This is a genomic window from Rhizobium sp. Root1203, from assembly GCF_001424945.1.
Taxonomy (GTDB): domain Bacteria; phylum Pseudomonadota; class Alphaproteobacteria; order Rhizobiales; family Rhizobiaceae; genus Rhizobium.
The window spans coordinates 135488-158800 of record NZ_LMCW01000069.1; the positions used below are offsets into that span (position 1 = coordinate 135488).

The window sequence follows — 23313 nt, forward strand, 5'->3', positions numbered from 1 at the left end:
ATGTGGAATAGTCCGGCGATCGACCGGCGCAGTTTCGTCAAGGCAGCCGGGCTGACCTTCCTCGCCTCCCTGCGACCGGGAGCACTGATGGCGCTGGAACGCGCCGACGCGGTCTATGCGTCGGGAATGCGGACTGCCAACGGCTCCTACGCGGTCGCGACCGTCACCGAGCGCGGCGAGATTGTCGACCAGCTTGCGCTGCCGGCGCGTGCACATGGCATGGCGTTCAGCGCCCCAACGGGCAAGACCGTTGCATTTGCCCGCCGTCCCGGCACCTATGCGATGATCTTCGATATCAGCGGCAGCAAGGGCGAGCCCATCGTCATCGCAGCCGCTGAAGGACGCCACTTCTATGGCCACGGGTCCTTCTCGCCGGATGGCCGCATCCTCTATGCCAGCGAAAACGACTTCGACGCCAATCGCGGCATGATCGGTCTCTATGACGCGACCGACCGCTTTGCCCGCATCGGCGAATTCGAGACCTACGGCGTCGGCCCACACGACATGACGGTTTCAGATGACGGCCGCATGCTTGTTGTCGCCAATGGCGGGATCGAGACCCACCCGGATTTCGGCCGGACCAAACTCAATCTGCAAAGCATGCAGCCTTCCCTGACCCTGATCGACGCCGCGACCGGTGCTCTCATCGAGAAGCATTCGCTGCCGCCGCATTGGGCGAAGGTCTCGACCCGCCATGTCGACATCGACGACAGCGGCCGCATCTGGTTCGCCTGCCAATACGAGGGGAACCGAAACGACCTGCCGCCGCTCGTCGGCTCCTTCACCAGGGGAGAGGAGCTACGCTTCGTCGACCTGCCGGAGGAGACGACCCGCCGACTGTCCAACTACGTTGGCGCAATCGCCGTCAACCGCAAGGACGGCCTTGTCGGCGTTACCTCGCCGAAGGGCGGCGTCTCCGTCACCATCGATGCGAGAAGCGGCCGGGTGCTGCGTGAGGACGTCGTTCCCGACGCGGCCGGGATCGCTCCGGCGGCAGGCGGTTTTGCGGTTTCGAGCTACGACGGCGACTTTCTGGCGGCGCGCAGCAACGTTGCCTGGGACCAGCACATCGTCCGCATCGCGCCGTCACGACGCCTGTGACCAAGCCCTCTGCTCCGAGGCAACCGCGGCGGCGGCGGCTTTCGCCGTATCGGAGAGCCAGGTTCCGCTGCGCGACTTGATATCCCGTTCGATGGCCGATCCTGTCACCGGATCGCTGGAATGGCAGTTGCCGATCTCGAAACCCATTGCCTCGAGCATGTCGGGCGACAGCAACATCTCGGGATTCCGGTCGATTTCTATCTTGATGCTGTTCGGCGAAAGGCGGCGTACAAGAATGGTCCCCGAAAGCTTGTAGTGCGGATCCGGGCAGCGCATTCGCCCGGCGGCGATATCGACCGCGTGGATTGCACGATCCATGCCGGAGCTGCCCTGGGGCGGGTGCGCAAGCGCCCAGGCCGATGGCAGCATCGCCTTTGCTTCGCGCAGCACCGGCCCGCCCTGCCACTCCGCATAGGCAACGAAGCGAGGCCGGCCGAGGCTGCCGGTTCCGGCTGCCCGCGGCTTCGGGACATAGGCACCGCAACCTTTTGGCAAAGCGGCCTCAAGCGCCCCTGCATAAGCAGGCGGAACTGGCTTGCTGCCCGGCTGCAAGGCAGCGAACCTCTCCCAGAACGCGCGCCGCGCGGCGTCGGGCAACAGCAAGGCCTTTCGCAGCCATTTGTGATCCCGCTCGAGAATGATCGGCGCCGGTGCCCGCATGGCGCGCAGATAGCCGGTGAGGATCGACGCCGCGATCGTACGCGTCGGCGGCCCGTCGTCGCTTCGTGCCAGAAGCGCGCTTGCGGACAGGCGAATGAGGTCGAGCGCGTAGGGCATGACGGCGGCATCGTCGAAGTCGTTGGCACCCCAGACGAGGCGCCCTTCGGCGTCGCGCCAGGTCCCGAAGTTCTCCAGATGCGTATCGCCGATCGCAAGAACCTGCGGAGCCGTGGCGAAACCGGGACAGATATCGAGGATCGTCTCGGCCCAGCGCCAGTAGGTTGCACGCAGGAAGACGAAGCCGTTGCTGCTCATCTTCGCGTGTTTCCTGACGATATCGGCTTCGACCAAATCGGTACCGAGCTGACTGCGAAGCCACGTCTCATAATCGCGTACGGACTGCGAGATCGTTGCCATGCCGGACTGTCCTAAATTCGCACGTGTCGAGAATAGGCCCGGCAGCGGCGGAGGCAATCGCAATCATCTGCCTGCGCCGTTAAATCGCACGGCCTCGATCTGGCCCGTTTTCGTCGTCGCCCTATGTGCGCCGCATGAGCAAAGCCCTGACCTACATCATTTTCGTCGCCATCGTCCTCGGCGGCGGCCTGGTCGTCGGCATCAACAATCTTCCCGGCGAATGGTACCAATCTCTCGCCAAGCCACCTTTCAATCCGCCCAACTGGGTGTTCGGACCGGCTTGGTCAATTCTCTACGTCCTGATCGGGATCGCCGGTGCGCGCACATGGATGCGGGGACATCTGTCCGTCGGCATGCTGATCTGGGCCGGGCAGATGGTTCTCAATTTTCTCTGGTCGCCGTTCTTCTTCGGCCTGCAGATGCCGCCCGTCGCGATGACCATCATCGCCCTGCTGTTTGTGCTGATCCTTGCTTTCATCAGGAACCGCTGGAATGCCGACCGGATCGCGGCCCTGCTCTTCGTTCCCTATGCCTGCTGGGTCGCCTTCGCGACCATACTCAACGCGTCGATCGTCTATCTGAACTGAGCAACAGGGCTCAGCTCACGTGTAGACCTATAGTTCTTAGCCGGCTTGCCCCAGCCAGTCGTGCCAGTCGCGTTCGCTGCCGTGGAACACATTGAGATCGATCCGCCCCTCGACACCATGCGAAAGGCCGGAGCCGGAATATTGCCAGAAGATCCATTTCCGTCCCGGATAGCGCTTGGAGGGATGCGCCGCGACCGAGCGCAGCCAGAAGGGATAATCAAGAAACGCGCCCTGCAGATTGTCGCGATAGAAGTCGGGAGCCGTATAGATCACCGGACGCTGGCCGTAGTGCCGCTCCAGCTTGTCCATGAAGACCTTCATCTTTTCGAGCACATGCTCACGCGACGGCTGCCTCTTGCAGCTGGACTCGCCGTTCCATTCGACATCGATGACAGGCGGAAGCGCGTTGGCGTCACGCGGGACGTTGCGGATGAACCAGTCGGCCTGCTCGCCTGCCGTGCGGCACCAGTAGAAAAAGTGGTAGGCGCCCCGCTTCAGGCCGGCTTCCTTGGCATTGCGCCAGTTTTTCCGGAACATGGGATCGAGGTGATCGCCGCCGTCTGTCGCCTTGATGTAGACGAAGTTCGCACCCTGCGTCTGCAGCGTCTGCCAGTCGATATCGCCCTGCCAGCGCGAGACGTCGACACCGTGGACGGCCAGCTTTCTTGGCGAGGACGAGCCGAAATTGATTGGCTTGGCGTCGCGAAAGCGGTGGCTGTAAATCCTCGTGCGGGACTGCGGCGATCGCTCCATCGCCGGTTTCGTCGGAACCGTGAATGCGACCTGTTGCTCGGCTACGGCCGGCCTTTCCGCCGGAAGCGGCGTGCCCCCCGGTAGCGGGACGGCGCCCGGAATCGGCATGGCCACCGTGTTCGTCTGAGGCAGGAATGCCTGCGGCTCCGGCACGGGACCGGTCCAGGTCAGTTGCTGCTGTTGCGGGGCTGGTTCCGGTGCAGCGTCTGCGACATCCATGGCGGGCACAGGTGCGCTTGGCCTGGCCACCGAGCCGGTCGTTTCCCGCGATGGCACCGAAGCCAGGATGCTCGCCGGACCGGAACTCGACGTGCAACCCGAAGCAGTCACACAGACAAGGAAGATTGCTGGCAAGGCTGACAGACGCATAAGAACTCGCACGCAAACAACTTTCAACAGCGGATTCCCCTTCGCGGGGACCCGGGAATACCGATGGCTAATGGAAAATTACCAAAAAAAGCTGAATCCAATCTTTACGAGACAGGAAACGGTTCGGTCGGCAGCCATCAATTGATTTCCCGGGAACGCTTGTCTGATGCATCGCACCATGCCACTTTCACGCTCGCAAAAGGGCAAATCACAATGAACGACAACGACAGCGGCGATTTCCGCGAGCGAATTCGCCAGAACTTTGCGCGTCAGGCGGCGCTGCATACGATTGGCGCCGAACTGACGCGCGTCGAGCGCGCCACGGTGGAAATCGAGCTGCCGTTCGATGTGAAACTCACGCAACAGCACGGCATCCTGCATGCCGGCGTGATTTCCGCAGCGCTCGATTCCGCCTGCGGTTTTGCCGCCTACAGCGTCATCGATTCCGAGGCTTCGATCCTGACCATCGAGTTCAAGGTCAATCTGCTGTCACCGGGGCGCGGCGACCGCTTCCTGTTCCGTGGCGAGATCACCAAGCCCGGATCGACCATCATCGTCGCCGATGGCCGCGGCTATGCGATCAGCGACGGGCCGGCAAAACTCATCGCATCGATGACGAGCACCATGATGGTCATCCGCGGCAGAGAGGGAATTACCGGATGAAGTTCGAACTGAAGTCGGTCGCCGGGAAATCCATCCTGTTCGTGATGGCAGCCGAGGCCGAATACGGCCCCTTCCTGCGCTCGCGCTTCGAGCCGCTGATGACAGGCGTCGGTCCGGTCGAGGCCGCCGTGGTCCTGACCAGGGCACTGACGCAGCTCGACCAAGCAGGCGATCTGCCGCAACTCGTCGTCTCGCTCGGCTCGGCGGGCTCGTCGCGCCTCGAACAGACCGAAGTCTATCAGGTGACCGCGGTCTCCTACCGGGACATGGATGCGTCGGCGCTTGGGTTCGAGAAAGGGCGCACGCCATTCCTCGATCTTCCGGCGACCATCGAGCTGCCGTTGCGCATCCCCGGCATTGCGGAGGCCAGCCTTTCGACCGGCGGCAACGTCGTTTCAGGCGCCGCGTATGCGGGCATTGCAGCCGACATGGTCGATATGGAGACCTTTGCGGTCCTGCGCGCCTGCCAGGCCTACCAGCTGCCGCTGATCGGACTTCGCGGCATTTCCGATGGCGTCGAGGAACTTCAGCATATTTCCGGCTGGACGGAATACCTGCATGTGGTCGACCGCAAGCTCTCCTATGCCGTCGACAGCCTGTTTACGGCGCTCGAAGACGGCGTATTCTGGTTCTAGAACCCTGCGGAAGCGGACAATCGGTACAATAAAATCCAGCTGCGGCGGATTTCCCGCATTGCAAGAACGGGTGCTTTTCATTAAAGGCTCGCCATGACCCAGACAGCACATCCCGACAGCGTCCTCATCGTCGATTTCGGCAGCCAGGTAACCCAGCTGATCGCGCGCCGCGTGCGCGAAGCGGGCGTCTATTGCGAGATCGTTCCTTTCCAGTCTGCCGAAGAAGGCTTCAAACGCCTCCAGCCGAAAGCCGTGATCCTGTCCGGCAGCCCGGCCTCGACGGTCGACGAAGGGTCGCCGCGCGCGCCGCAGATCATCTTCGAAAGCGGCCTGCCCGTCTTCGGCATCTGCTACGGGCAGCAGACGATGTGCATGCAGCTCGGCGGCAAGGTGGAAAGCGGCCATCATCGCGAATTCGGCCGGGCCTTCCTCGACGTGGACGAGGATTGCCCGCTGTTCGAAGGGCTTTGGTCCAAGGGCTCCCGCCATCAGGTCTGGATGAGCCATGGTGACCGCGTCACCGCGCTCCCCGAGGGCTTCGAGGTCGTCGCGACCTCCTCCAACGCCCCTTACGCGTTCATCGCCGACGAGAAGCGCAAGTATTACGGCGTGCAGTTCCATCCCGAGGTCGTGCACACGCCCGACGGCGCCAAGCTGATCGGCAACTTCATTCACAACATCGCCGGCATCAAGGGCGACTGGTCGATGTCGGCCTATCGACAGAAGGCGGTCGACACCATCCGCAAGCAGGTTGGCGACAAGCGTGTGATCTGCGCGCTGTCCGGCGGTGTCGACAGCTCGGTTGCGGCGCTTCTGATCCATGAAGCCGTCGGCGACCAATTGACCTGCGTGCTCGTCGATCACGGCCTGATGCGCAAGGACGAAGCGGCCAATGTCGTCGCGATGTTCCGCGAGCACTACAATCTGCACCTGATTCACGTCGATGCCGCCGACCGGTTCATCGGCGAACTCGAGGGCGTCAGCGATCCCGAGACCAAGCGCAAGATCATCGGCCGCCTCTTCATCGAAACCTTCGAGGAAGAAGCCAAGAAGCTCGGCGGCGCCGATTTCCTCGGCCAGGGGACGCTCTATCCCGATGTCATCGAAAGCGTTTCCTTCACCGGCGGCCCATCCGTGACGATCAAGTCGCATCACAATGTCGGCGGCCTGCCGGAGCGCATGAACATGCAGCTCGTCGAGCCGTTGCGCGAACTCTTCAAGGACGAAGTGCGCGTGCTCGGCAAGGAACTCGGCCTGCCAGACTCGTTTATCGGCCGCCACCCCTTCCCGGGTCCCGGTCTGGCGATCCGTTGCCCAGGCGGCATTACCCGCGAAAAGCTGGAGATCCTGCGCGAAGCCGACGCCATCTACCTCGACGAAATCCGCAAGGCCGGCCTCTACGACGCGATCTGGCAGGCTTTCGCCGTGCTGCTGCCCGTCCAGACAGTCGGTGTCATGGGTGACGGCCGCACCTACGAGTTCGTCTGCGCGCTGCGCGCGGTCACGTCGGTCGACGGCATGACGGCGGATTTCTATCACTACGACATGGAATTCCTCGGCCGCGCCGCAACCCGCATCATCAACGAGGTCCGCGGCATCAACCGCGTGGTCTACGACGTGACGTCGAAGCCGCCCGGCACGATCGAGTGGGAGTAGGGGCCTTACAGCGACGCTGAGTCCAACGGGATCGGGGTCGTTGCGGCGAGCTTGGTCTGTTCCAAAGGCGCCATGAGACTAGACCTTGATGTGCCTTGAACAGCAGGGGCGATTGAGTTATCTTACCTTTGTCTTACCTGCATTGTGCATTCAGGACGCCAGACTGATGACTCGCTCTGATAGCCTTACCACGACCGTCTCGACCAAGGGCCAGGTCATCCTACCAAAAACCATCCGCCAGCGGCGAGATTGGGAGGCAGGGACCCGGCTGATTGTCGAAGACACCCCGGAAGGCGTGCTGTTGAAGCAGGCGCCTGCCTTCGCGCCCACACAGCCCGCTGACGTGTTTGGGATGCTGCCCTTCGGCGGCGCGCCGAAAACTTTGGAAGAGATGGACGCTGGTGTCCTCGCCGAAGCCCGCCGCCGCCATGATCGCGATTGATACCAATCTTGTCGTCCGGTATCTGACCGGCGACCACCCGGAACAGTCTTCCCGCGCTCGCGAGATCATCGATGGACGTACGGTTTTCATCGCGATCACAGTCGTACTGGAAGTCGAATGGGTGTTGCGTAGCGCCTACGGATATGCCCGAGCCGATGTCGTCCGCGCTCTTCGCGCCTTTGGCGGCCTGCCGACAGTCACGTTCGAGGACGCGACGAGCGTGGCGGCAGCGTTCGATCTTACAGAGCAGGGAATGGATTTCGCCGATGCCCTGCACTTGGGCAGATCGGTCCATTGCGAAGAGTTCGTGACTTTCGACCGCAAATTGATGAAGGCCGCCCAAGCTGCAGGCTACGATACCGTGCGTGAGGCCTGAGCCCATCCGCTCAAAAATCGAGCGACTGCTGCACCGGCTTCGGCGGATCGAGGTTGACGCCCTCGAGTTCCAGCATCCTCATCTTGGACGATGAGCCGCCCGGCGCCGAAAAGCCGCCGATCTTGCCGCCGGCGGCAAGGACGCGGTGGCAGGGGATGATCAAGGCGACCGGGTTCCTGGCCATCGCCTGGCCGACATCGCGCGCTGCCTCGGGACCGACGCCGAGCTGCTTTGCCAGCGCGCCGTAGGTCGTGGTGCGGCCCCAGCCGATCTGCCGCGCGGCATCGTAGATCTGCCTGAAAAAGGCGTCCTGGCCGCCGAGATCGAGCTTGATGTCGGAGAAATCCGTCTGTTCGCCTTCGAAGTAGCGTTTCACGGCCGCAACGGCGTCAGACACCTCGGGCGTCGGTGTCGCCGGTTCCGCGCCGGGAATGCGCCGCAACAGAAGGCGTTCCGTAGCCTCGGCGCTCTTGGTCGGCAATTGGAAACGCGTAATGCCGACATCGTTCCAGGCGATGCCGCAGAAGCCTCCGGCAGTCTCGAAGATGAGGTAGCGGTGCGCTGCCTGTCCCATGATCATAGCCTCCGTATTGCATGCCATGAAAATCGTGCAGCGGAGCTTCGAATTCAACCCGTTTCTTGCACTTTGGGCGGTTCTTCCCTGCCCTAGCCCCGCGCCTCCAGCGACGGTATTTCCTCGATCGAGGTCTCCGCCAATTCGGGCTTCAACACGGCAAAGACCGCGTTGAAGCCAGCGGCTATCTTTTGCGGCTCATAGCGCCTCGCCGCGTCAAGTGCCGCACGCGACAGCGCAGGGATCGCCTCGGGCGATGAGGCCATCTCGGCAATCTGCTTTGCCAGCGCGACCTCGTCGCCGGCATCGAACAGAAAGCCGTCGACGCCCGGATCGATCGATTCGGGAATGCCGCCGGAGCGGGCGCCGATGACGGGCACGCCCTGCGCGAAGGCTTCGATCACTACCCGCCCGAATGGCTCGCGGAAGAGCGAGGGCACGACGAGGACATCGACCTGCGGGAAGAAATCCTCCGGCTTCGTCCAACCGAGAAACCGGGTGTTTTCCTTTGGAAACTTCTGCGGGAGCGACTTCGAGTAATCACTCTTGGCGTTGCCGGCGATCACGAAGCCGACATTCGGATTGTTGACCAGGCGATGGGCGGCGAGCGCCAGCGTATCGAGACCCTTGACCGGATCATGAACGCCGATGAAGCCAAACCGCATCTGCCCCGAAGGCGGCGACCGGGGCTCACGGCGCACGACTGTCGGAATGGCGCCCGGCACCTTGTGGCTGCTGGCATTTCGGAAGTAGCCGTGCTCGAGGTGGCGACCGATGATGAAATCCGTCTCGCCGATCACCGCATCGACGTAGCGCGAGAAGAACTTCTTGCCATAGGAAGACACCTGACACGACGAACAGGCGCGCACGCAATTGTCGTTGCCGCGACGCATGCTGGCCTTCCAGCAGATGAGGAAAGCACTCCGCAGGATATGGCAGACCGGCACGCCGCAGCTTCTGGCCGCGGCCCAGGTGGCAACATTGATGTTCTCGATGCTGTCGGTGAGGACAATGTCGGGTTTGAACCGGCGTATCTCGCGCCGCATGACGACGAATGCCCTTGGATTGAAATTCTCCAACGCGTGCCAGAGGAGCTTTTTCCACGGCGGTCGCGGCAGACGGTAGTTCCAATCGATATTCAGGGTCGGCAGGCGGCGCACGGGAACGCCATCGTAAATCTCGCGCTTGTCCTCGCCCGACACGTTGACGACTTCCAGGTCGTGGCCGTCCGCCAGCAACAGCTTGGCCACCATCATCGCCGAAATCGGACCACCGCCATCGATAAAGGGCGGAAACGCGGCGCACGCCATCAGGATACGCATGACAAAACTCCATTGACGGAGGCCGAACTGACTGTTTGTTCTCTTTTTGTTCTTGATTTCCGATCATCGGATGCTACCATCCGCTCATCCCCTGGAGAACGAGAGGCGGGGCAGATGCTCCGGTAGATGGTCATGCACGAACAGAACACGCAATCGTCCTTCGACTTCGCTTTGCCCACAATGACTCCGCAATCGTCAAGATTTGGCAAAGATAACCTGTTTTTTGCCGTTTTGCCGGATCGGCAGGCGCTCGACCAATGCCTCGATCTGCAGGCCTGGCTGCTGCGGGAGCATCTGCCCTTCGGGTCGCCTCGTCCCCCCGAACTCCTTTGCGTGTCGCTCTACAGTGTCGATCACAGGACAAGAATCTCGGACGCGGTCGTTTCGGCGGCTTGCCGGGCAGCGAGCGCCATCGACGCCTGCCAGTTCGAACTGTCGTTCGATCATGTCGCGGCGTTCAGGACGCCGCAGCGCAATGCCATCGCGCTCGGCGGGAATGGAGGTCGCGAATTGCTGCGGCAACTTCATGTCCGAATCGGTATCGAGATGCAGGATCTTGGCGGCGACTCCAGGATCACCAGAGATTTCCAGCCGCATGTCGCCCTCCTCGACGACAATGAGACGATGCCTCGGGTCACATTGCCGGCGCCGGTGACGATTGCCGCAAGGGAGTTCGTTCTGATCCGCGATCGCGCGGGCGATGGCGTCTGTGACTATATCGACCGCTGGCCGCTGCAAGCTAGCGCATAACGACTTGCCTCGGTCGACGTAAGTCGCTTAAAGCTCCTGCAGCAGTGACATGACGGCAGGGAGCGCTATGAACATTTCAGAGATCATCATTGCGGGTGACACCCATGGCATCGAATGGCGGCTCCCCGTTCTTCGCTTCAAGGGCAGCGATCCGAAGGCACCGAAGATCTATATCCAGGCGGCCCTGCACGCGAATGAACTTCCCGGCACCGCGCTCGTGCACTTCCTCTGCGAGATGTTGCGCCGGGCAGAGAGCGCAGGCCAGATCAGAAGCGACATCATCGTCGTGCCGCATGCCAACCCGATCGGTGCCGCACAATCGCATTTCGGCGAACTCCAGGGCCGGTTCGACCTCGCGTCGCGTACAAATTTCAATCGGGAGTTTCCGCTGATTTCGGTCCGGGAACGCGATGGGCTCGTCGAGAACCTGGATCGCTTCGCCGCCGTCGAAAAGCTGAAGCGGCAGCTTCTGCACATGGCGCTCGGCTGCGACCTTGTCATCGATCTGCACTGCGACGATGAATCGCTGCAGTATGCCTACATCGACGACGCGTTCTGGCCAGAGGCATCCGATCTGGCCGCCGCCATGGAGATGGAGGCAGTCCTCCTCTCCGACGGCGAAAGCTCGGCCTTCGAAGAGGCGGTCGCCTTCGCCTGGAAGCATGAGAAGGCAGGCGAAAAGGCATCGAAGCTGCCGGGCAAGCTGTCTGTGACTGTCGAACTTCGCGGTCGCCGCGACGTCTACCCCGATCTGGCGAAGAAGGATGCCGAAGGACTGCTGCGGTTCCTCGCAAGCCGCGGTGCGATCGACACACCCGTCGCCCTGGCCCCGTTCACCGGCCCGGCCGTGGCGCTCGACAATGTCGAGATGATCCGTGCGCCGGCGGCCGGCACCGTGCTCTTCCACCGCAATATCGGCGAGCACGTCGCGGAGGGCGATCTTCTGGCGACGCTCATCACGCGTCCCGGCATGGCAGACGGCACCGCCGAGGTTCGCGCACCGCAGGCGGGCCTGATCGTCACCCGCAGCACCGAACGCATCGTTCGAGGCCGCGCGGACCTGATGAAGATCGCCTGCAAGACCGCTAGCAAGGCAGCACGCAAGGCCGGAACGCTGGAGGATTAGGTGACCATCACGATCTATGGCATCAAGAATTGCGACACGATGAAGAAGGCGCGCGGCTGGCTCGAAGAGCACGACATCGCCTACGCGTTTCACGACTACAAGGCCGTCGGCATCGACCGCGCGCACCTGCAGGCCTGGACGAAGGAAGCCGGGTGGGAAACCGTTCTCAACCGCGCCGGGACCACGTTCCGCAAGCTGCCGGAGGCAGACCGCAACGATCTCGACGAGGGAAAGGCCATCGCCCTGATGCTGGAACAGCCCTCGATGATCAAGCGTCCGGTTCTCGAGGCGAACGGAAAGTTGCTGATCGGCTTCAAGCCGGATGACTACGACAGCTTCTTCAAGGGATGACCACCGATGTCGAAGACCACCCGGGCCACGCAGGTCCTCGCCAAGGCGGGCGTCAACTTTACCCTTCACACCTATGACTACGACCCGAATGCCGAGCGCGTCGGTCTACAGGCGGCCGAAGCGCTGGGCGAAGTGCCGCATCGCGTCCTCAAGACGCTGATGGCAGAGGTCGACGGCAAGCCGGTCTGCGTCGTCGTGCCGTCGGACCGCGAAGTCAGCATGAAAAAGCTCGCGGGCGCGTTTGGCGGCAAATCGGCCAATATGATGAAACCGGCGGACGCCGAGCGCCTGACCGGCTACCATGTCGGCGGCATCAGCCCGTTCGGTCAGAGGAAGCTCGTGCCGACGGCCATCGAGGAGACGGCGCTGGCGGAGGCACTTGTCTACATGAACGGCGGTCAGCGCGGCCTGCAGGTCAGGCTCGATCCGAAGACGGCGCTGACGGTCCTGAAGGCCGCAGCCGCCGCCCTGCTTGCCTGACATCAGGATAACCGCGACACCATCCTGACCGCGCGCCAACTCCCTCACAAGTCGTACCAGCCGAGCGGCGCGGTTGCGCCGCCGATTGCCGACTTCAATTTCGCCGCAAAGGCGTCTAAGTCTACGACGCTGTCCGTTTGTTTCAGAAGGTGATCGATCATGAACTACATGTCCCAGAGCCAGAATTCCGTGGATCCCGTCAAGCTCGAGAAGCTTGCCGAGGTGGCCGTGAAGGTCGGGCTGCAGTTGAAGAGCGGGCAGGATCTCGTCGTCACCGCTCCGGTCGTTGCGCTGCCCCTCGTCCGGCTGATCACCAAGCATGCGTACATCGCCGGGGCCGGGCTGGTGACCGCCTTCTATTCCGACGAGGAGTCGACCCTCGCACGCTATCAATACGGCAACGACCAGAGCTTTGACCGCGCCACGAACTGGCTCTACGAGGGGATGGCAAAAGCCTACGAGGGCGGTGCCGCGCGCCTCGCCGTTGCCGGTGACAATCCAATGCTGCTGTCCGAGCAGGATCCGGCGAAAGTCGGCCGTGCCAACCGCGCAAACTCTGCTGCCTATAAGCCCGCGCTCGAGAAGATTTCCAATTTCGACGTCAACTGGAACATCGTTTCCTATCCCAATCCGTCGTGGGCGAAGCTGGTTTTCCCGAACGACCCGGAACCGATCGCGGTTGCCAAGCTCGCCAAGGCGATTTTTGCCGCCTCGCGTGTCGATCTCGACGATCCGATTGCTGCCTGGACCGAGCACAACGCCAACCTTGCAAAGCGCTCCGGCTGGCTGAACGGCCAGCGCTTTGCCTCGCTGCACTTCCAGGGACCGGGCACCGACCTCAAGATCGGACTGGCCGACGGCCACGAATGGCACGGCGGCGCCTCGACGGCCAAGAACGGGATCACCTGCAATCCGAACATTCCGACCGAAGAGGTCTTCACCACCCCGCATGCCTTGCGCGTCGAGGGTCATGTCTCGAGCACCAAGCCCCTGTCGCACCAGGGCACGCTGATCGACAATATCCAGGTGCGCTTCGAGGGTGGCCGGATCGTCGACGCGAAGGCGTCGCGTGGCGAGGAGGTGCTGAACAAGGTGCTCGACACCGACGAGGGCGCGCGCCGGCTTGGCGAAGTGGCGCTGGTGCCGCATTCCTCGCCGATATCGGCGAGCGGCATCCTCTTCTACAACACTCTGTTCGACGAGAACGCCTCCTGCCATATCGCGCTGGGCCAGTGCTATTCGAAATGCTTCCTGCACGGGGCAAGCCTCAGTCAGGAGCAGATCAAGGCGCAGGGCGGCAATTCGAGCCTGATCCACATCGACTGGATGATCGGTTCCGACAAGGTCGACATCGACGGCATCAAGCCGGACGGTTCGCGGGTTCCGGTGATGCGTCAGGGCGAGTGGGCCTGACAGGCATCATCGTCCGCTGGCTGAGCCAGACGCTCGCCAGCACCATGGCGAAACCACAAAGCTGGGCGGGCGCCAGGCTTTGGCCGAGCGCCAGCCACCCGAGCAGGGTGGCGACCAGCGGGCTGAGGAAGCCGAGCGACGCTGCCGCCGAAGGTTCGATGCGGGCGAGCCCCCTGAACCAGAGCAAATAGGTTGCGGCCGCCCCGATCAGCCCGAGATAGGCCATGCCCAGAAGATTTGCGATCGTCGGGACCGGCAGGGAAGGCTCGGCAACAAGGGCGACCGGCACAAGCAGCAGTCCGCCAGCCGTCAGTTGCCACGCCGTAAAAGTGAGGCTGGAGACCGGCGGTGTCCATCGGCGGGTGAGCACGGTTCCGAATGCCATGGAGACGGCACCGGCCAGCCCCGCCGCGACGCCAACCGGATCCAGTGCGGCCGTGGGTGTCAGCACAAGCAAGGCGACGCCCGCCATTCCGACACATCCCGCAGCAACCGCCAGGGCACGGATCGGCCTCCCGAGGACAACTCGCGAGAGCACGATGACGATCAGTGGCTGGACGGCGCCGACCGTCGCCGCCACGCCGCCCGGCAGCCGGTAGGCAGAAACGAACAGCATCGCCCAGAAGAACGAGAAGTTCAGCGCGCCGAGAACGAAGGCGCGACACCACCAGATGCCGAAGGGCAGCTTTCGCACGATCGCCAGCAGCAGCAGGCCGGCAGGCAGGGCGCGCAGCAGGGCGACCGTCAGCGGATAACCGTGCGGCAGGAACGACGTCGTCACGAAATAGGTGCTTCCCCAGATCGCCGGCGCAAGCGCGGTCGCCAGGACGTCGGCGACATAGGTCGGGTTTTTCTTCATATCAACAATCTCTACATCAAGATAAATTCAGCCTACCTGTATTTATCTTGACGTCAAGATAGCTGCTGATATCAGTAGCACTGCAGGAGGCATGCATATGGATCGCGTCGACAAGATACTATCGCAATGGCGGCGCGAGCGTCCGGACCTCGATACCGAAGCCATGGGCATCCTGGGGCGGCTGAAGCGGCTGACGACGCATCTGGCGCGCGAGGTGGAACAGGTGCTCCAGCAACATGGCCTTTCCTCGTCCTCATTCGATGTGCTTGCGACGCTCCGACGCTCCGGCGCACCCTATCGCCTGTCGCCCGGAGACCTTCTCGGCATGACCATGGTGAGTTCCGGAACGATGACAAACCGCATCGATCAGTTGGAGAAATCCGGATTCGTCAAACGCGTCGTCAACCCGGACGACCGGCGCAGCGTGCTGATTGCGCTGACGGACAAAGGACTTGATATCGTCGAGGCGGCGGTCGGCGCCCATGTCGCCAATCAGCAGCGGTTGACGCAGGCCCTCACCGGCGAAGAAAAGGCCGAACTCGACGCGCTGCTCCGCAGGTTTCTCTCCACATTCGAATAGTCAGAGCGCACTCAGGGCCTTGCGCACCCGCTCCAGAAGCGCCGCCCGCTTTTCGGGCGTTGCCCTGTCCATGTCGTGCAGGCTCAGCATGCGGAAATTCACGCCCTTGGCGCAGAAATTGGAAATGCCGCGCTTCAGCAGGCGACGGACCGGATTGCCCATGTAGAGATGAACGAGCCACCACGGGGAACCCGTCGTGGTCAGGGCCCACAGCAGCTTGACGTTCGTCAGCCTGGGCACGATGCGGCCACCCGCAAGGTCATGCGTGAAGGCCACGCCGGGCGCCAGGACACGGTCGAAGAAACCTTTCAGGATGGCCGGAAAATTGAACCACCACTGCGGGAAGACGAAGATTAGCCCATCGGCGGCCTGCAGCCGCCCGACGATGTCGGAGACGCCGGAGAGGTCGTAGGCAACGTCGAAATAGCCGCTCCGCTCGGCCCTCGACAGACGTGGATCGAAATCCTCGCGATAGAGATCGAGCAGATCGACGCTATGGCCTTTTGCCTCCAGTGCCAACCGGGCAGTGGTTGCCACGGCCGCCGCGAAGCTGTCCTCGAGCGGATGGGCAAGAACGATCAGGATGCGCATCCTCGGCCCCTCTAGAATAAGCTGCCCTGCTTCGGCGGCGTCCCGGGCTCGGAGGGCTTGGCGGCTCGCTTCCTGGCAACGGGGGATGCCTCGCCGCCCTCCGTCGTAATGGCGCCGACGCGACCATCGGCGAATTCGATCGAGATGCCCGCGCCAGATGACAGCATGGCTGCCTGCGATACCGGACGGTTGTCGTCGTCGCGAATAACGGCATAGCCGCGCTTCAGCACGTTCTTGTACGACAGCGATTGCAGCACGCGGTCCTGGGCCGCGAGCTCGCCACGGGCGCGCGTCAGTTGATGCCGGACCGCGGTATCGGTGTGGCGCGAGAGATTGGCCAAATGATCGCGCATGCGGGCCGTTTGCGTCATCAGCCGCGCGGGCAGGGACAAGAAGACCGCATCGGCGCGACCGACGCGCGACCTCGACCGGTCGAGCAGCCGCTCGACCGTGCGCTCGACCCTGGTCATACGCTCGATCAGCATCCGCCGCCGCTCGGCAAAGCGATTGGACAGAACGTCCGGCCGCAGATGCGCTGCCGTTTTCTCGAAGCTTCGCCGCTTGTTGAGGGTGTTGAGCTCGAGGCCGCGGCCAAGGCCGGCGGCGGCTTCATCGAAGCGGCGCCGCGGCAGCGCCAGCAGCTGATCGAGCGATGGCAGGGCGCGCATCAGAGCGCGCACCGACTGCCTGCGATGATCCATCTGACGGTTCACGCAGCCCTGCAGGCGAGCCGTCAGCCCGGCGATCTGGGCTTCCAGTTCCGCCTTGACCGGAACAGCCATTTCAGCGGCGCCGGTCGGCGTCGGCGCACGCACGTCGGCGGCGTAGTCGATCAGCGTCCAGTCCGTCTCGTGCCCGACGGCCGAGATCAGCGGAATTCGGCTTTCAGCCGCAGCGCGAACCACAATCTCGTCGTTGAAGCTCCAGAGGTCTTCCAGGCTGCCGCCGCCCCGCGCTACGATCAGCACGTCGGGACGTGGCAATTGGCCGGCCGGATCGAAGCCGTTGAAACCGCGAATGGCGTTGGCCACCTCCTCGCCCGAGCCCTCGCCCTGAACCTTGACCGGCCAGACGATGACGCGAACAGGGAAGCGATCCGAGATGCGGTGCAGAATGTCGCGGATGACAGCGCCGGTCGGCGAGGTGATAACGCCGATCACGTCGGGCATGAACGGCAGGCGCCGCTTGCGGGCAGGATCGAACAAGCCTTCGGCACCGAGCCTGCGCTTGCGCTCTTCGATCAGCGCCATCAGCGCGCCTGCGCCGGCGGGTTCGAGCGTCTCGATGACGATCTGATACTTCGACGACCCAGGGAATGTCGTCACCTTGCCGGTGGCGATCACCTCCATCCCCTCCTCCGGGCGAAATTTCAGTTTGGAAAACGTGCCCTTCCAGATGACGGCATCGATGCGCGAACGATCGTCCTTCAAGGCGAAATAGGCGTGACCGGAGGAATGCGGCCCGCGATAGCCGGAGATCTCGCCGCGCACTCGCACCTGATCGAAGGCGGTCTCGACGGTCCGCTTGATGGAGCCGGAGAGCTCGGAAACCGAGTATTCGGTGAGATTGCTCGGCGAATCATTCTCGAAGATGCTGCTCATACCGTTCTTTTATCCGAAGAGGTGCGAAAGTGCAGCCCGTGCGGCGGAACGGAATCCGCCGAAAATCGTTTTCCTGTATTCGCTGGCGCCTGCAGGAAACTGGGGATTGCCAGGCGCGTTAATTGTTCGTCAAAGCAGCCGCACCTATAATAGGGGTGATTCGGGAGATGCTTGGATGATTGCACTGACAGCCGCTGCACTTGGCTTTACCACCGCGCCGATGCGCTCGTTGTTCTCCATGGTTGTCGTCGGCTTCCTTGTCTGCCTGGCCTACGCGTGTGCGGCATTGACCGCATCCGGAGCGACGTCGTTGCTCGATCTGATCACGGCCATCGGCTGCTATAATCTCAGCCTGCTGCTATGCCTGTTGGGCATTCACGCCATCGAGCGCGCCCGCGAAAGGGCACGATTCGTCTAGAGCAGACGCCTGCACACCACGCCTATCTGTTGTTCATCCGCAATTTTCCTGAGAGTCGACCCTACCGCTTACAAGCCGGTCGGCACGTAGCGGAAGAACTGAACCGGCGAACCCTCCGATCTTGGCAGTGCCTGCAGATATGCAGGGACGTTTCCCTTATCCAGTTGCGCGTAGAGGCCATCCGGCTTGATCTTGGCGATCTGCCTGGTCTGCGGATTATCCGCGCAGAACGCCAGCACGCTTACGCCCGTACCTCGCAGGAACGCTTCAGCCTCCTGCGGCGGCGCGAGGCCGATATGCATCTCGGTCAGCATGCCACCCTGGTTCCGGTGATAGGGGGCCGAGAGAATCCTGTTGCCGGTGAAGCGCAGGATGGAGACCCCGACATCCGAGGGTGCGACCACGAGACCGGGAGGAAGGTCGGCCAATGGCGAGATGACATCCCGCGACGAGCATGAGGGCTTGTCTTTCGCAGCGGTCGTTTCGGCGGCCGTATTATTGTCCATCCGGGTGCTGAGAAACCCGCCGGCCAGGCCCCAGACGGCTGCAACGCTCAGCAGAACGGTTGATATATAGCAGAAAGCGGCCGCAACATTCTCGCTGTCGCCATTCGATATCCGGCGCATGTCGATCATCAGCAGCGTCAGAGGGAAGACGGCCAGCAGGTTGGAGAACATCGAGCCGCGAATCTGAACCACGGCGATGCCCCAGCTGACCGCAAGCAGGAAGAGAAGGATGAGATGCACGCGGACGCGGTCGCGGTAGACAAGGCGGAAGACGCATACCGCGATCGCAAACAGGCCGGTCGCATAGAAGAAACCGATCGTATACGGATCCTGGTGGTTGGCCCCGAAGATCGACTGCGCCTCAGTGACATAGTCGAGCCATAGTTCGATCAGCATCGGATCGAGATCGGCCAGCGGGTTATGCAGGCACTGCGGCGCGATGACGATCACCGACCCCAGAACGGCCGCCCCGACCCCGGCGAGAACGACAAATCGAACGACGCGGCTCGCGCGGCTGGTGAAAGCGGCGGCAAACAGGAGAAGCCCGCCGCCGATCGCCGAGAGGCTGTAGTACCCGAGCGAGAGGTTGTCGCAGGTGACCGCTGCATAAAGCCGCGGCGGAACGGTGCCGAAGAAGAAGACGCTGATCGACAGCGCCAGAGTGAGACCGAAGGCTTTTGCGGCAGGCGCAAACGGCTCGCCGTCCCAGGCCCACGCCAGGGCAACCACCAGGCAGACGGCGGCGACGAAGGGCATGGTCTCCGCGCCGATAGCAATCGCCAGTGCCGCTGCAAACGCGGCCGTCGCGTAGCTCAGCGGCCTGTTGTCCTCGTCAAGCAGCATCGCCGTCATGATCGCCGCCAGGGCGAACTGGACATTGTGATGATCGATCGATCCGGGCAGGAAGCGATTGCTTGTGACCAGCAGGAAAGCCCCCAGTCCCAGAGACAGGTGCATTCCGAGCACGCCGCCGATGCGCCGGCCGGCAAGCCCCATGCCCCAGAAGCTCGGAACAATCAAGGCAAGCGGCCAGACGGCAAGCGCGAAGGCCTCGGCACGTTCGTGCGGCAGGAACACACCGAAAAGCCTGATCAGCGTCGCGATCGGAAGGTCGATCAGCCGCGACCAATGCATCAGCGTGCCCGTGCCAAGGCCCATGCGGTACTGCATGAGATCGAACCAGCCTTGGCCGTTCAGGAAATCACGGACTTCCACGAGTCGCATGCCGTCGTCGTTGTCGGCACCGACATAGTCCTTCGCATTCGGGATCTTGAGCGACACGATCGCGACCATCAGGAGTACGCTGTACACGACGACGGAGGGCCACAGCCTTGTCATGACAGTTCGCAGCTTCTCGCGCGAAGACATGGATGCTGAATCGCCGATCGTCGGGGCAATGGTCGCCATGAACCGTTCTCGTCATTGGATGCGGCAAGACCTTACGACCAGCATATCAAGAAAGCGTAAAGCAGCGACGGGCGATCTTTTGCTTGAGGGCTTCATAGCGACTTGTTAACGGCCGGCGTTTAGACTTGCCGGAATTTCTTCGTGACAGGTGTGATCATGACCGGATCGCGTATCGACAATCTCAATATTGCCGTGTTGCTTCCCTGCTACAACGAAGCGGCGACAATCGCCGGCGTCGTTCGCGGTTTCAGTGCGGCGCTCCCCGGCGCGCAGATCCATGTCTACGACAACAATTCTACCGATGGAACGGCCTTGCATGCGATGCTTGCCGGGGCCCACGTGGTCCGCGAGCGGCGCCAGGGCAAAGGTCATGTCGTGCGCCGGATGTTCGCCGACATCGACGCCGACATCTACATCATGGCCGACGGGGACGGGACGTACTCGCCCGAGGATGCCGAAGAACTGATCCGCACACTTCTGACCGAGCGCGCCGACATGGTCGTCGGAACCCGCCGCGGCGTCCACGACGATGCCGGACGACAGGGCCATGCCTTCGGCAACAGGCTCTTCAACCTGCTCTACCGCACGATCTTCGGTACGGATTTCACGGATATATTTTCTGGCTACCGGGTGTTCTCACGTCGTTTCGTCAAGAGTTTCCCTGCCGTCTCCGCCGGCTTCGAGATCGAAACGGAAATGTCCGTTCATGCATCGAGACTGAAACTGCCGGTCAGCGAACTGGAACTCGACTACGGCCGCCGGCCGGAAGGCTCGCATTCCAAACTGTCGACCTTCAAGGACGGCGCCAAGATCCTGTGGATGTTTGCGATGTTGATGAAGGAGACACGGCCCTTTGCATTCTTCGGCATCATCAGCGCGTTCTTCGCGATGACCGGTGTCGGCTTCATGGCTCCTGTTCTGACGGAGTATTTCGAAACCGGCCTTGTGACCCGGTTGCCGACCTGGGTGCTCTCGATGGCATTGATGATGATCTCCTTCATGGGCTTCACTGCCGGCCTGATCCTCGATTCCGTTGCGCGCGCCCGGGCTGAACAGCTGCGCATCCACTACCTGAACGTCGCCGCCCGGCACCACGGTGCAGCGCTCGTAAAAGACGTGGACGCTGCGCGAAGCGCCCCCGCCGCGCGTATCGCATGATTGTTTCCGCTCGAGGTTACGTCCTTTCATGAATAGAGAAACCACCAATCGAATTCGTTTCGTGCTGGAGGATATCCTGCCGCCATTCGTTCGTGATTCCGGCGCTTTCCGCTGGGCTGCACAGCGTGTCTGGGGCGACCACATCGCCCATCTGGCGACGTTCCGCGAACGCGCTCCCTTTCTTTCGCCGGAGGAGTATGCCGAACTTTATCGCAATCATCCCCGCGTCCACGAAGGCACGGACAACTCGGCGGCGTGCATCAGTCGCATCATCGGGTCGATCAAGGGGCACAGCGTCTGCGATATCGGCTGCGGAACGGGAGCGCTGCTCAGTCGAATCCAGTCTGCGCGCCCGAAGCTCAGCCGGCTCACAGGCGTCGATTTTGTCATCGACGACGCGTCGCGGCTCTCCGGCATCGAATATGTCGCGGCCAAAGTCGAGGCTCTTCCCTTCGCCGACGGCGAATTCGATACGGTCATCTGTACCCACGTGATCGAGCATATCCTCGACTATCAGCAGGCAATCGCTGAACTGCGCCGAATTGCAAAACGACGCCTGATCATCGTCGTGCCGCGGGAACGCGAATACCGCTATACGTTCAACCCGCATTTCAACTTCTTCCCGTACACGCATTCCTTCCTGAGGGCGGTCAATCCCGTGCCGCCGGTCTACGTCTGCGAAGATATCGGCCGAGACATATTCTATTCGGAAGACAGGGGCACTGCGTGAAAGACGCTTCGATGCTTTCCACATTTTCGGTCGGCACCTGGATCGGGCTCATCGGCACGCCGCTGCTGATTGCGTCCGGGCAGGTCCTGTTCAAGCTGACGAGCGCAACTGCGGGGGAACTCAGTCTGCGCAACGTCTTTGCGTTGCTCCTCAACCCCGTGCTGCTCGCCGCTCTGGTCCTTTACGGACTCGGCACAATTATCTGGATCTATGTTCTGAAGGCCGTCCCCCTGACGATCGCCTATTCCTTCATGGGATTGACCTTCTGCTTCGTTCCCCTGTTGGCGCAGGTTTTCCTCGGCGAGGCGCTCACCATCCGCTACGTCATAGGCGCCGTCTTCATCGTGGCCGGTATGCTGGCCATCAATGGCTGAGGCACGCCCGACCTGCGGCGGATCGATTGCGCGCTTTGCCTTCTTGTCGCTGGTCGGCCTGGCGGCGGATGGCGTTTTTCTCCGCCTGCTGCTGAACGTTGCACCAGACCCGTTCTCGGCCCGGGTGCTTAGTCTCCTTGCTGCTCTTGGAATCACGATCCCGCTGTTGCGCTACGCCGACCTGGCGGCGCACGGAACACGGTCGGTCGGACGCGCCGGCATCATCGCCATCCTGGTGATTGCCATGCTCGTGAACTATGGACTCTATGCCGCGCTGATCGCGACATTGCCGTCACTGCAGCCGCTGGCGGCGATGGTTCTCGCCTCCGCCGCCTCGCTGTGCTTTGCAGTGTTCGGCTATGTGCGCTTCGCCTGCCGCAGGTGATCACACCGCTTCCCAGCCGTCCTTCTCGCTGGCGCGATAGATGGCGTCGATGAAGGCCTGGTTGAGCTTCGAGCTTTCCAGCGTGACGACTTCCTCGTTTTCCCCCATCGCCGCGCGCGCGATCGCTTCGGCTTCGCGCTTGTACTGGCGGCTGTCCGGGAACCGGAAGATGGTCGATTCGTTGTGGCCGCGATTGGTGAGCTCGATCTCTTCGGCACCCCAACGGTCGGCATTGAACGGCGACTTCACCTCGATGAAGCCATCCGTGCCGTGAAAGACCATGGCCTGGCGGTTGGCAAGCTGTGTCGCGATATAGAAGCTCAGCTCGAAGTCGCCGAAATCCGCCTTCACGCTCGAATAGATGTCCGTGCCGAACTCGGGATCCCGGCGCGTCACGGCCTGGACCCGCTGCGGCTCCTTGCCGGTCGCAAAGCGGGTGGCAATCGTCGGGTAGACGCCGATATCGGGAAGTGCGCCGCCGCCGAGCTCGGGAATGTTGCGCATGTTGCCCGGATCGCGGTTGAAATAGGTGAAAACGCCCTGGACGTGCTGAAGCCTGCCAATCGCGCCGTCCGATATCAGCGAGCGCACCTTCAGCCAGACCGGCGCATAGGTGACCATATAGGCTTCGGTGATCAGCACCTTGTTGCGATCGCGGGCGGCAATCAGCCCGTCGATCTCAGCGGCTTTCAGCGCAATCGGCTTTTCGCACAGCACATGCTTGCCGGCATCGGCCGCCTTGATCGTCCATTCGACGTGCTGCGACGTCGGCAGCGGAATGTAGACGGCATCGATCTTGTCGGAGGCCAGCATCTCCTCATAGGAGCCGAAGGCGTGCGGCACGGAAAAGCGGTCGGCCATCTCCCGTGCCTTGGCAAGATCGCGGCTGGCGATGGCCGTCACGACACAGTTTTCCGCGTCCTGGATGGCCGGAACGACAAGTTCACGACCGATTTTCGCGGTCGAAATGATACCGAAACGCAACATGGCTTAAGTCTCTCCTCGCTGGATTTTCATGGGACCTTAGTC

General features: G+C 62.3%; 27 protein-coding genes. 18 read left to right on the forward strand and 9 right to left on the reverse strand.

All coding sequences use genetic code 11. The features are described from left to right. Nucleotides 1-1101 carry a DUF1513 domain-containing protein gene (locus tag ASC97_RS32195; RefSeq protein ID WP_057472392.1) on the forward strand — a complete coding sequence of 367 codons (1101 nt, stop codon included), beginning with the start codon at nt 1-3 and terminating at the stop codon, nt 1099-1101. Here the strand turns inward: ASC97_RS32195 and ASC97_RS32200 are convergent. Next, nucleotides 1087-2178, reverse strand: a complete 1092-nt coding sequence (locus ASC97_RS32200) for a DUF2252 family protein (RefSeq protein WP_057472393.1) — start codon at nt 2176-2178, stop codon at nt 1087-1089. The genes ASC97_RS32195 and ASC97_RS32200 overlap by 15 nt on opposite strands. Nucleotides 2179-2312: 134 nt before the next feature. Between ASC97_RS32200 and ASC97_RS32205 the strand changes: the two genes are divergently transcribed. Next, nucleotides 2313-2765 carry a TspO/MBR family protein gene (locus ASC97_RS32205; protein WP_057472394.1) on the forward strand — a complete coding sequence of 151 codons (453 nt, stop codon included), beginning with the start codon at nt 2313-2315 and terminating at the stop codon, nt 2763-2765. Nucleotides 2766-2801: 36 nt separating this feature from the next. Here ASC97_RS32205 and ASC97_RS32210 read toward each other — a convergent pair whose 3' ends face one another. Then, the gene (locus ASC97_RS32210) at nt 2802-3887 is read right to left on the reverse strand and encodes a glycoside hydrolase family 25 protein (RefSeq protein ID WP_057472395.1); all 1086 of its coding nucleotides are present in this window, start codon (nt 3885-3887) and stop codon (nt 2802-2804) included. Nucleotides 3888-4100: 213 nt separating this feature from the next. Between ASC97_RS32210 and ASC97_RS32215 the strand changes: the two genes are divergently transcribed. From ASC97_RS32215 to ASC97_RS32235, 5 genes are all read left to right on the forward strand, one after another. Then, complete coding sequence (locus ASC97_RS32215; protein WP_057472396.1) at nt 4101-4550, forward strand: PaaI family thioesterase; 450 nt, start codon at nt 4101-4103, stop codon at nt 4548-4550. Beyond that, entirely contained in the window at nt 4547-5185 is a 639-nt protein-coding gene (locus ASC97_RS32220) for a 5'-methylthioadenosine/S-adenosylhomocysteine nucleosidase (protein WP_057472397.1), read from the forward strand. The genes ASC97_RS32215 and ASC97_RS32220 overlap by 4 nt, the downstream gene beginning before the upstream one ends. 93 nt (nt 5186-5278) lie before the next feature. Next, entirely contained in the window at nt 5279-6841 is a 1563-nt protein-coding gene (guaA, locus tag ASC97_RS32225; RefSeq protein WP_057472398.1) for a glutamine-hydrolyzing GMP synthase, read from the forward strand. A gap of 166 nt (nt 6842-7007) precedes the next feature. Beyond that, nucleotides 7008-7283: an AbrB/MazE/SpoVT family DNA-binding domain-containing protein gene (locus ASC97_RS32230; protein ID WP_057472444.1), complete on the forward strand. Its 276-nt coding sequence runs from the start codon at nt 7008-7010 to the stop codon at nt 7281-7283. Next, complete coding sequence (locus ASC97_RS32235) at nt 7270-7659, forward strand: type II toxin-antitoxin system VapC family toxin (RefSeq protein ID WP_057472445.1); 390 nt, start codon at nt 7270-7272, stop codon at nt 7657-7659. The genes ASC97_RS32230 and ASC97_RS32235 overlap by 14 nt, the downstream gene beginning before the upstream one ends. 10 nt (nt 7660-7669) lie before the next feature. Here ASC97_RS32235 and ASC97_RS32240 read toward each other — a convergent pair whose 3' ends face one another. Then, nucleotides 7670-8233 (reverse strand): methylated-DNA--[protein]-cysteine S-methyltransferase, encoded by a 564-nt coding sequence (locus ASC97_RS32240; RefSeq protein WP_057472446.1) that lies wholly within the window; start codon nt 8231-8233, stop codon nt 7670-7672. Nucleotides 8234-8325: 92 nt separating this feature from the next. Then, nucleotides 8326-9555: a glycosyltransferase gene (locus tag ASC97_RS32245; RefSeq protein WP_057472399.1), complete on the reverse strand. Its 1230-nt coding sequence runs from the start codon at nt 9553-9555 to the stop codon at nt 8326-8328. A gap of 132 nt (nt 9556-9687) precedes the next feature. Between ASC97_RS32245 and ASC97_RS32250 the strand changes: the two genes are divergently transcribed. From ASC97_RS32250 to ASC97_RS32270, 5 genes are all read left to right on the forward strand, one after another. Then, the gene (locus ASC97_RS32250) at nt 9688-10305 is read left to right on the forward strand and encodes a 2'-5' RNA ligase family protein (RefSeq protein ID WP_057472447.1); all 618 of its coding nucleotides are present in this window, start codon (nt 9688-9690) and stop codon (nt 10303-10305) included. A gap of 67 nt (nt 10306-10372) precedes the next feature. Further along, entirely contained in the window at nt 10373-11431 is a 1059-nt protein-coding gene (locus ASC97_RS32255) for a M14 family zinc carboxypeptidase (RefSeq protein WP_057472400.1), read from the forward strand. Next, complete coding sequence (locus ASC97_RS32260) at nt 11432-11782, forward strand: ArsC family reductase (protein ID WP_057472401.1); 351 nt, start codon at nt 11432-11434, stop codon at nt 11780-11782. It abuts the gene before it with no gap. Between the two features lie 6 nt (nt 11783-11788). Continuing rightward, nucleotides 11789-12262: a Cys-tRNA(Pro) deacylase gene (gene ybaK / locus ASC97_RS32265; RefSeq protein WP_057472402.1), complete on the forward strand. Its 474-nt coding sequence runs from the start codon at nt 11789-11791 to the stop codon at nt 12260-12262. Between the two features lie 159 nt (nt 12263-12421). Further along, nucleotides 12422-13675, forward strand: a complete 1254-nt coding sequence (locus ASC97_RS32270) for an aminopeptidase (protein ID WP_057472403.1) — start codon at nt 12422-12424, stop codon at nt 13673-13675. On the opposite strand, the gene ASC97_RS32275 is transcribed toward ASC97_RS32270, so the two are convergent. After that, nucleotides 13623-14534 (reverse strand): EamA family transporter, encoded by a 912-nt coding sequence (locus ASC97_RS32275; protein WP_057472404.1) that lies wholly within the window; start codon nt 14532-14534, stop codon nt 13623-13625. The two genes, ASC97_RS32270 and ASC97_RS32275, sit on opposite strands and share 53 nt — an antisense overlap. Nucleotides 14535-14631: 97 nt before the next feature. Between ASC97_RS32275 and ASC97_RS32280 the strand changes: the two genes are divergently transcribed. Then, entirely contained in the window at nt 14632-15114 is a 483-nt protein-coding gene (locus tag ASC97_RS32280; protein WP_057472405.1) for a MarR family winged helix-turn-helix transcriptional regulator, read from the forward strand. Here the strand turns inward: ASC97_RS32280 and ASC97_RS32285 are convergent, their stop codons facing one another. Both ASC97_RS32285 and xseA read right to left on the reverse strand, forming a co-directional pair. Continuing rightward, on the reverse strand, nt 15115-15705 hold the full coding sequence (locus tag ASC97_RS32285) for an NAD(P)H-dependent oxidoreductase (RefSeq protein ID WP_057472406.1): 591 nt from the start codon (nt 15703-15705) through the stop codon (nt 15115-15117). Nucleotides 15706-15716: 11 nt separating this feature from the next. Beyond that, nucleotides 15717-17306, reverse strand: a complete 1590-nt coding sequence (xseA, locus tag ASC97_RS32290; RefSeq protein ID WP_057472407.1) for an exodeoxyribonuclease VII large subunit — start codon at nt 17304-17306, stop codon at nt 15717-15719. Between the two features lie 175 nt (nt 17307-17481). Between xseA and ASC97_RS32295 the strand changes: the two genes are divergently transcribed. After that, entirely contained in the window at nt 17482-17724 is a 243-nt protein-coding gene (locus tag ASC97_RS32295; protein WP_057472408.1) for a hypothetical protein, read from the forward strand. 68 nt (nt 17725-17792) lie between these two features. On the opposite strand, the gene ASC97_RS32300 is transcribed toward ASC97_RS32295, so the two are convergent. Then, complete coding sequence (locus ASC97_RS32300; protein ID WP_057472409.1) at nt 17793-19637, reverse strand: hypothetical protein; 1845 nt, start codon at nt 19635-19637, stop codon at nt 17793-17795. A gap of 156 nt (nt 19638-19793) precedes the next feature. Here ASC97_RS32300 and ASC97_RS32305 point away from each other — a divergent pair, with 156 nt between their 5' ends. Genes ASC97_RS32305 through ASC97_RS32320 form a run of 4 tightly spaced genes read left to right on the forward strand, consistent with a single transcriptional unit; the run spans nt 19794 to nt 22284 of the window. Continuing rightward, complete coding sequence (locus ASC97_RS32305; protein WP_057472448.1) at nt 19794-20795, forward strand: glycosyltransferase; 1002 nt, start codon at nt 19794-19796, stop codon at nt 20793-20795. 28 nt (nt 20796-20823) lie between these two features. After that, complete coding sequence (locus tag ASC97_RS32310; RefSeq protein WP_057472410.1) at nt 20824-21525, forward strand: class I SAM-dependent methyltransferase; 702 nt, start codon at nt 20824-20826, stop codon at nt 21523-21525. Next, the gene (locus ASC97_RS32315; protein ID WP_244481631.1) at nt 21522-21899 is read left to right on the forward strand and encodes a transporter; all 378 of its coding nucleotides are present in this window, start codon (nt 21522-21524) and stop codon (nt 21897-21899) included. Before ASC97_RS32310 ends, ASC97_RS32315 begins: the two co-directional genes overlap by 4 nt. Next, nucleotides 21892-22284, forward strand: a complete 393-nt coding sequence (locus ASC97_RS32320) for a hypothetical protein (RefSeq protein ID WP_057472411.1) — start codon at nt 21892-21894, stop codon at nt 22282-22284. The genes ASC97_RS32315 and ASC97_RS32320 overlap by 8 nt, the downstream gene beginning before the upstream one ends. Here the strand turns inward: ASC97_RS32320 and ASC97_RS32325 are convergent, their stop codons facing one another. Continuing rightward, a complete protein-coding gene (locus tag ASC97_RS32325) occupies nt 22285-23271 on the reverse strand; it encodes a Gfo/Idh/MocA family protein (protein ID WP_057472412.1) in 987 nt (328 codons plus the stop codon). Between the last annotated feature and the right edge of the window lie 42 nt (nt 23272-23313).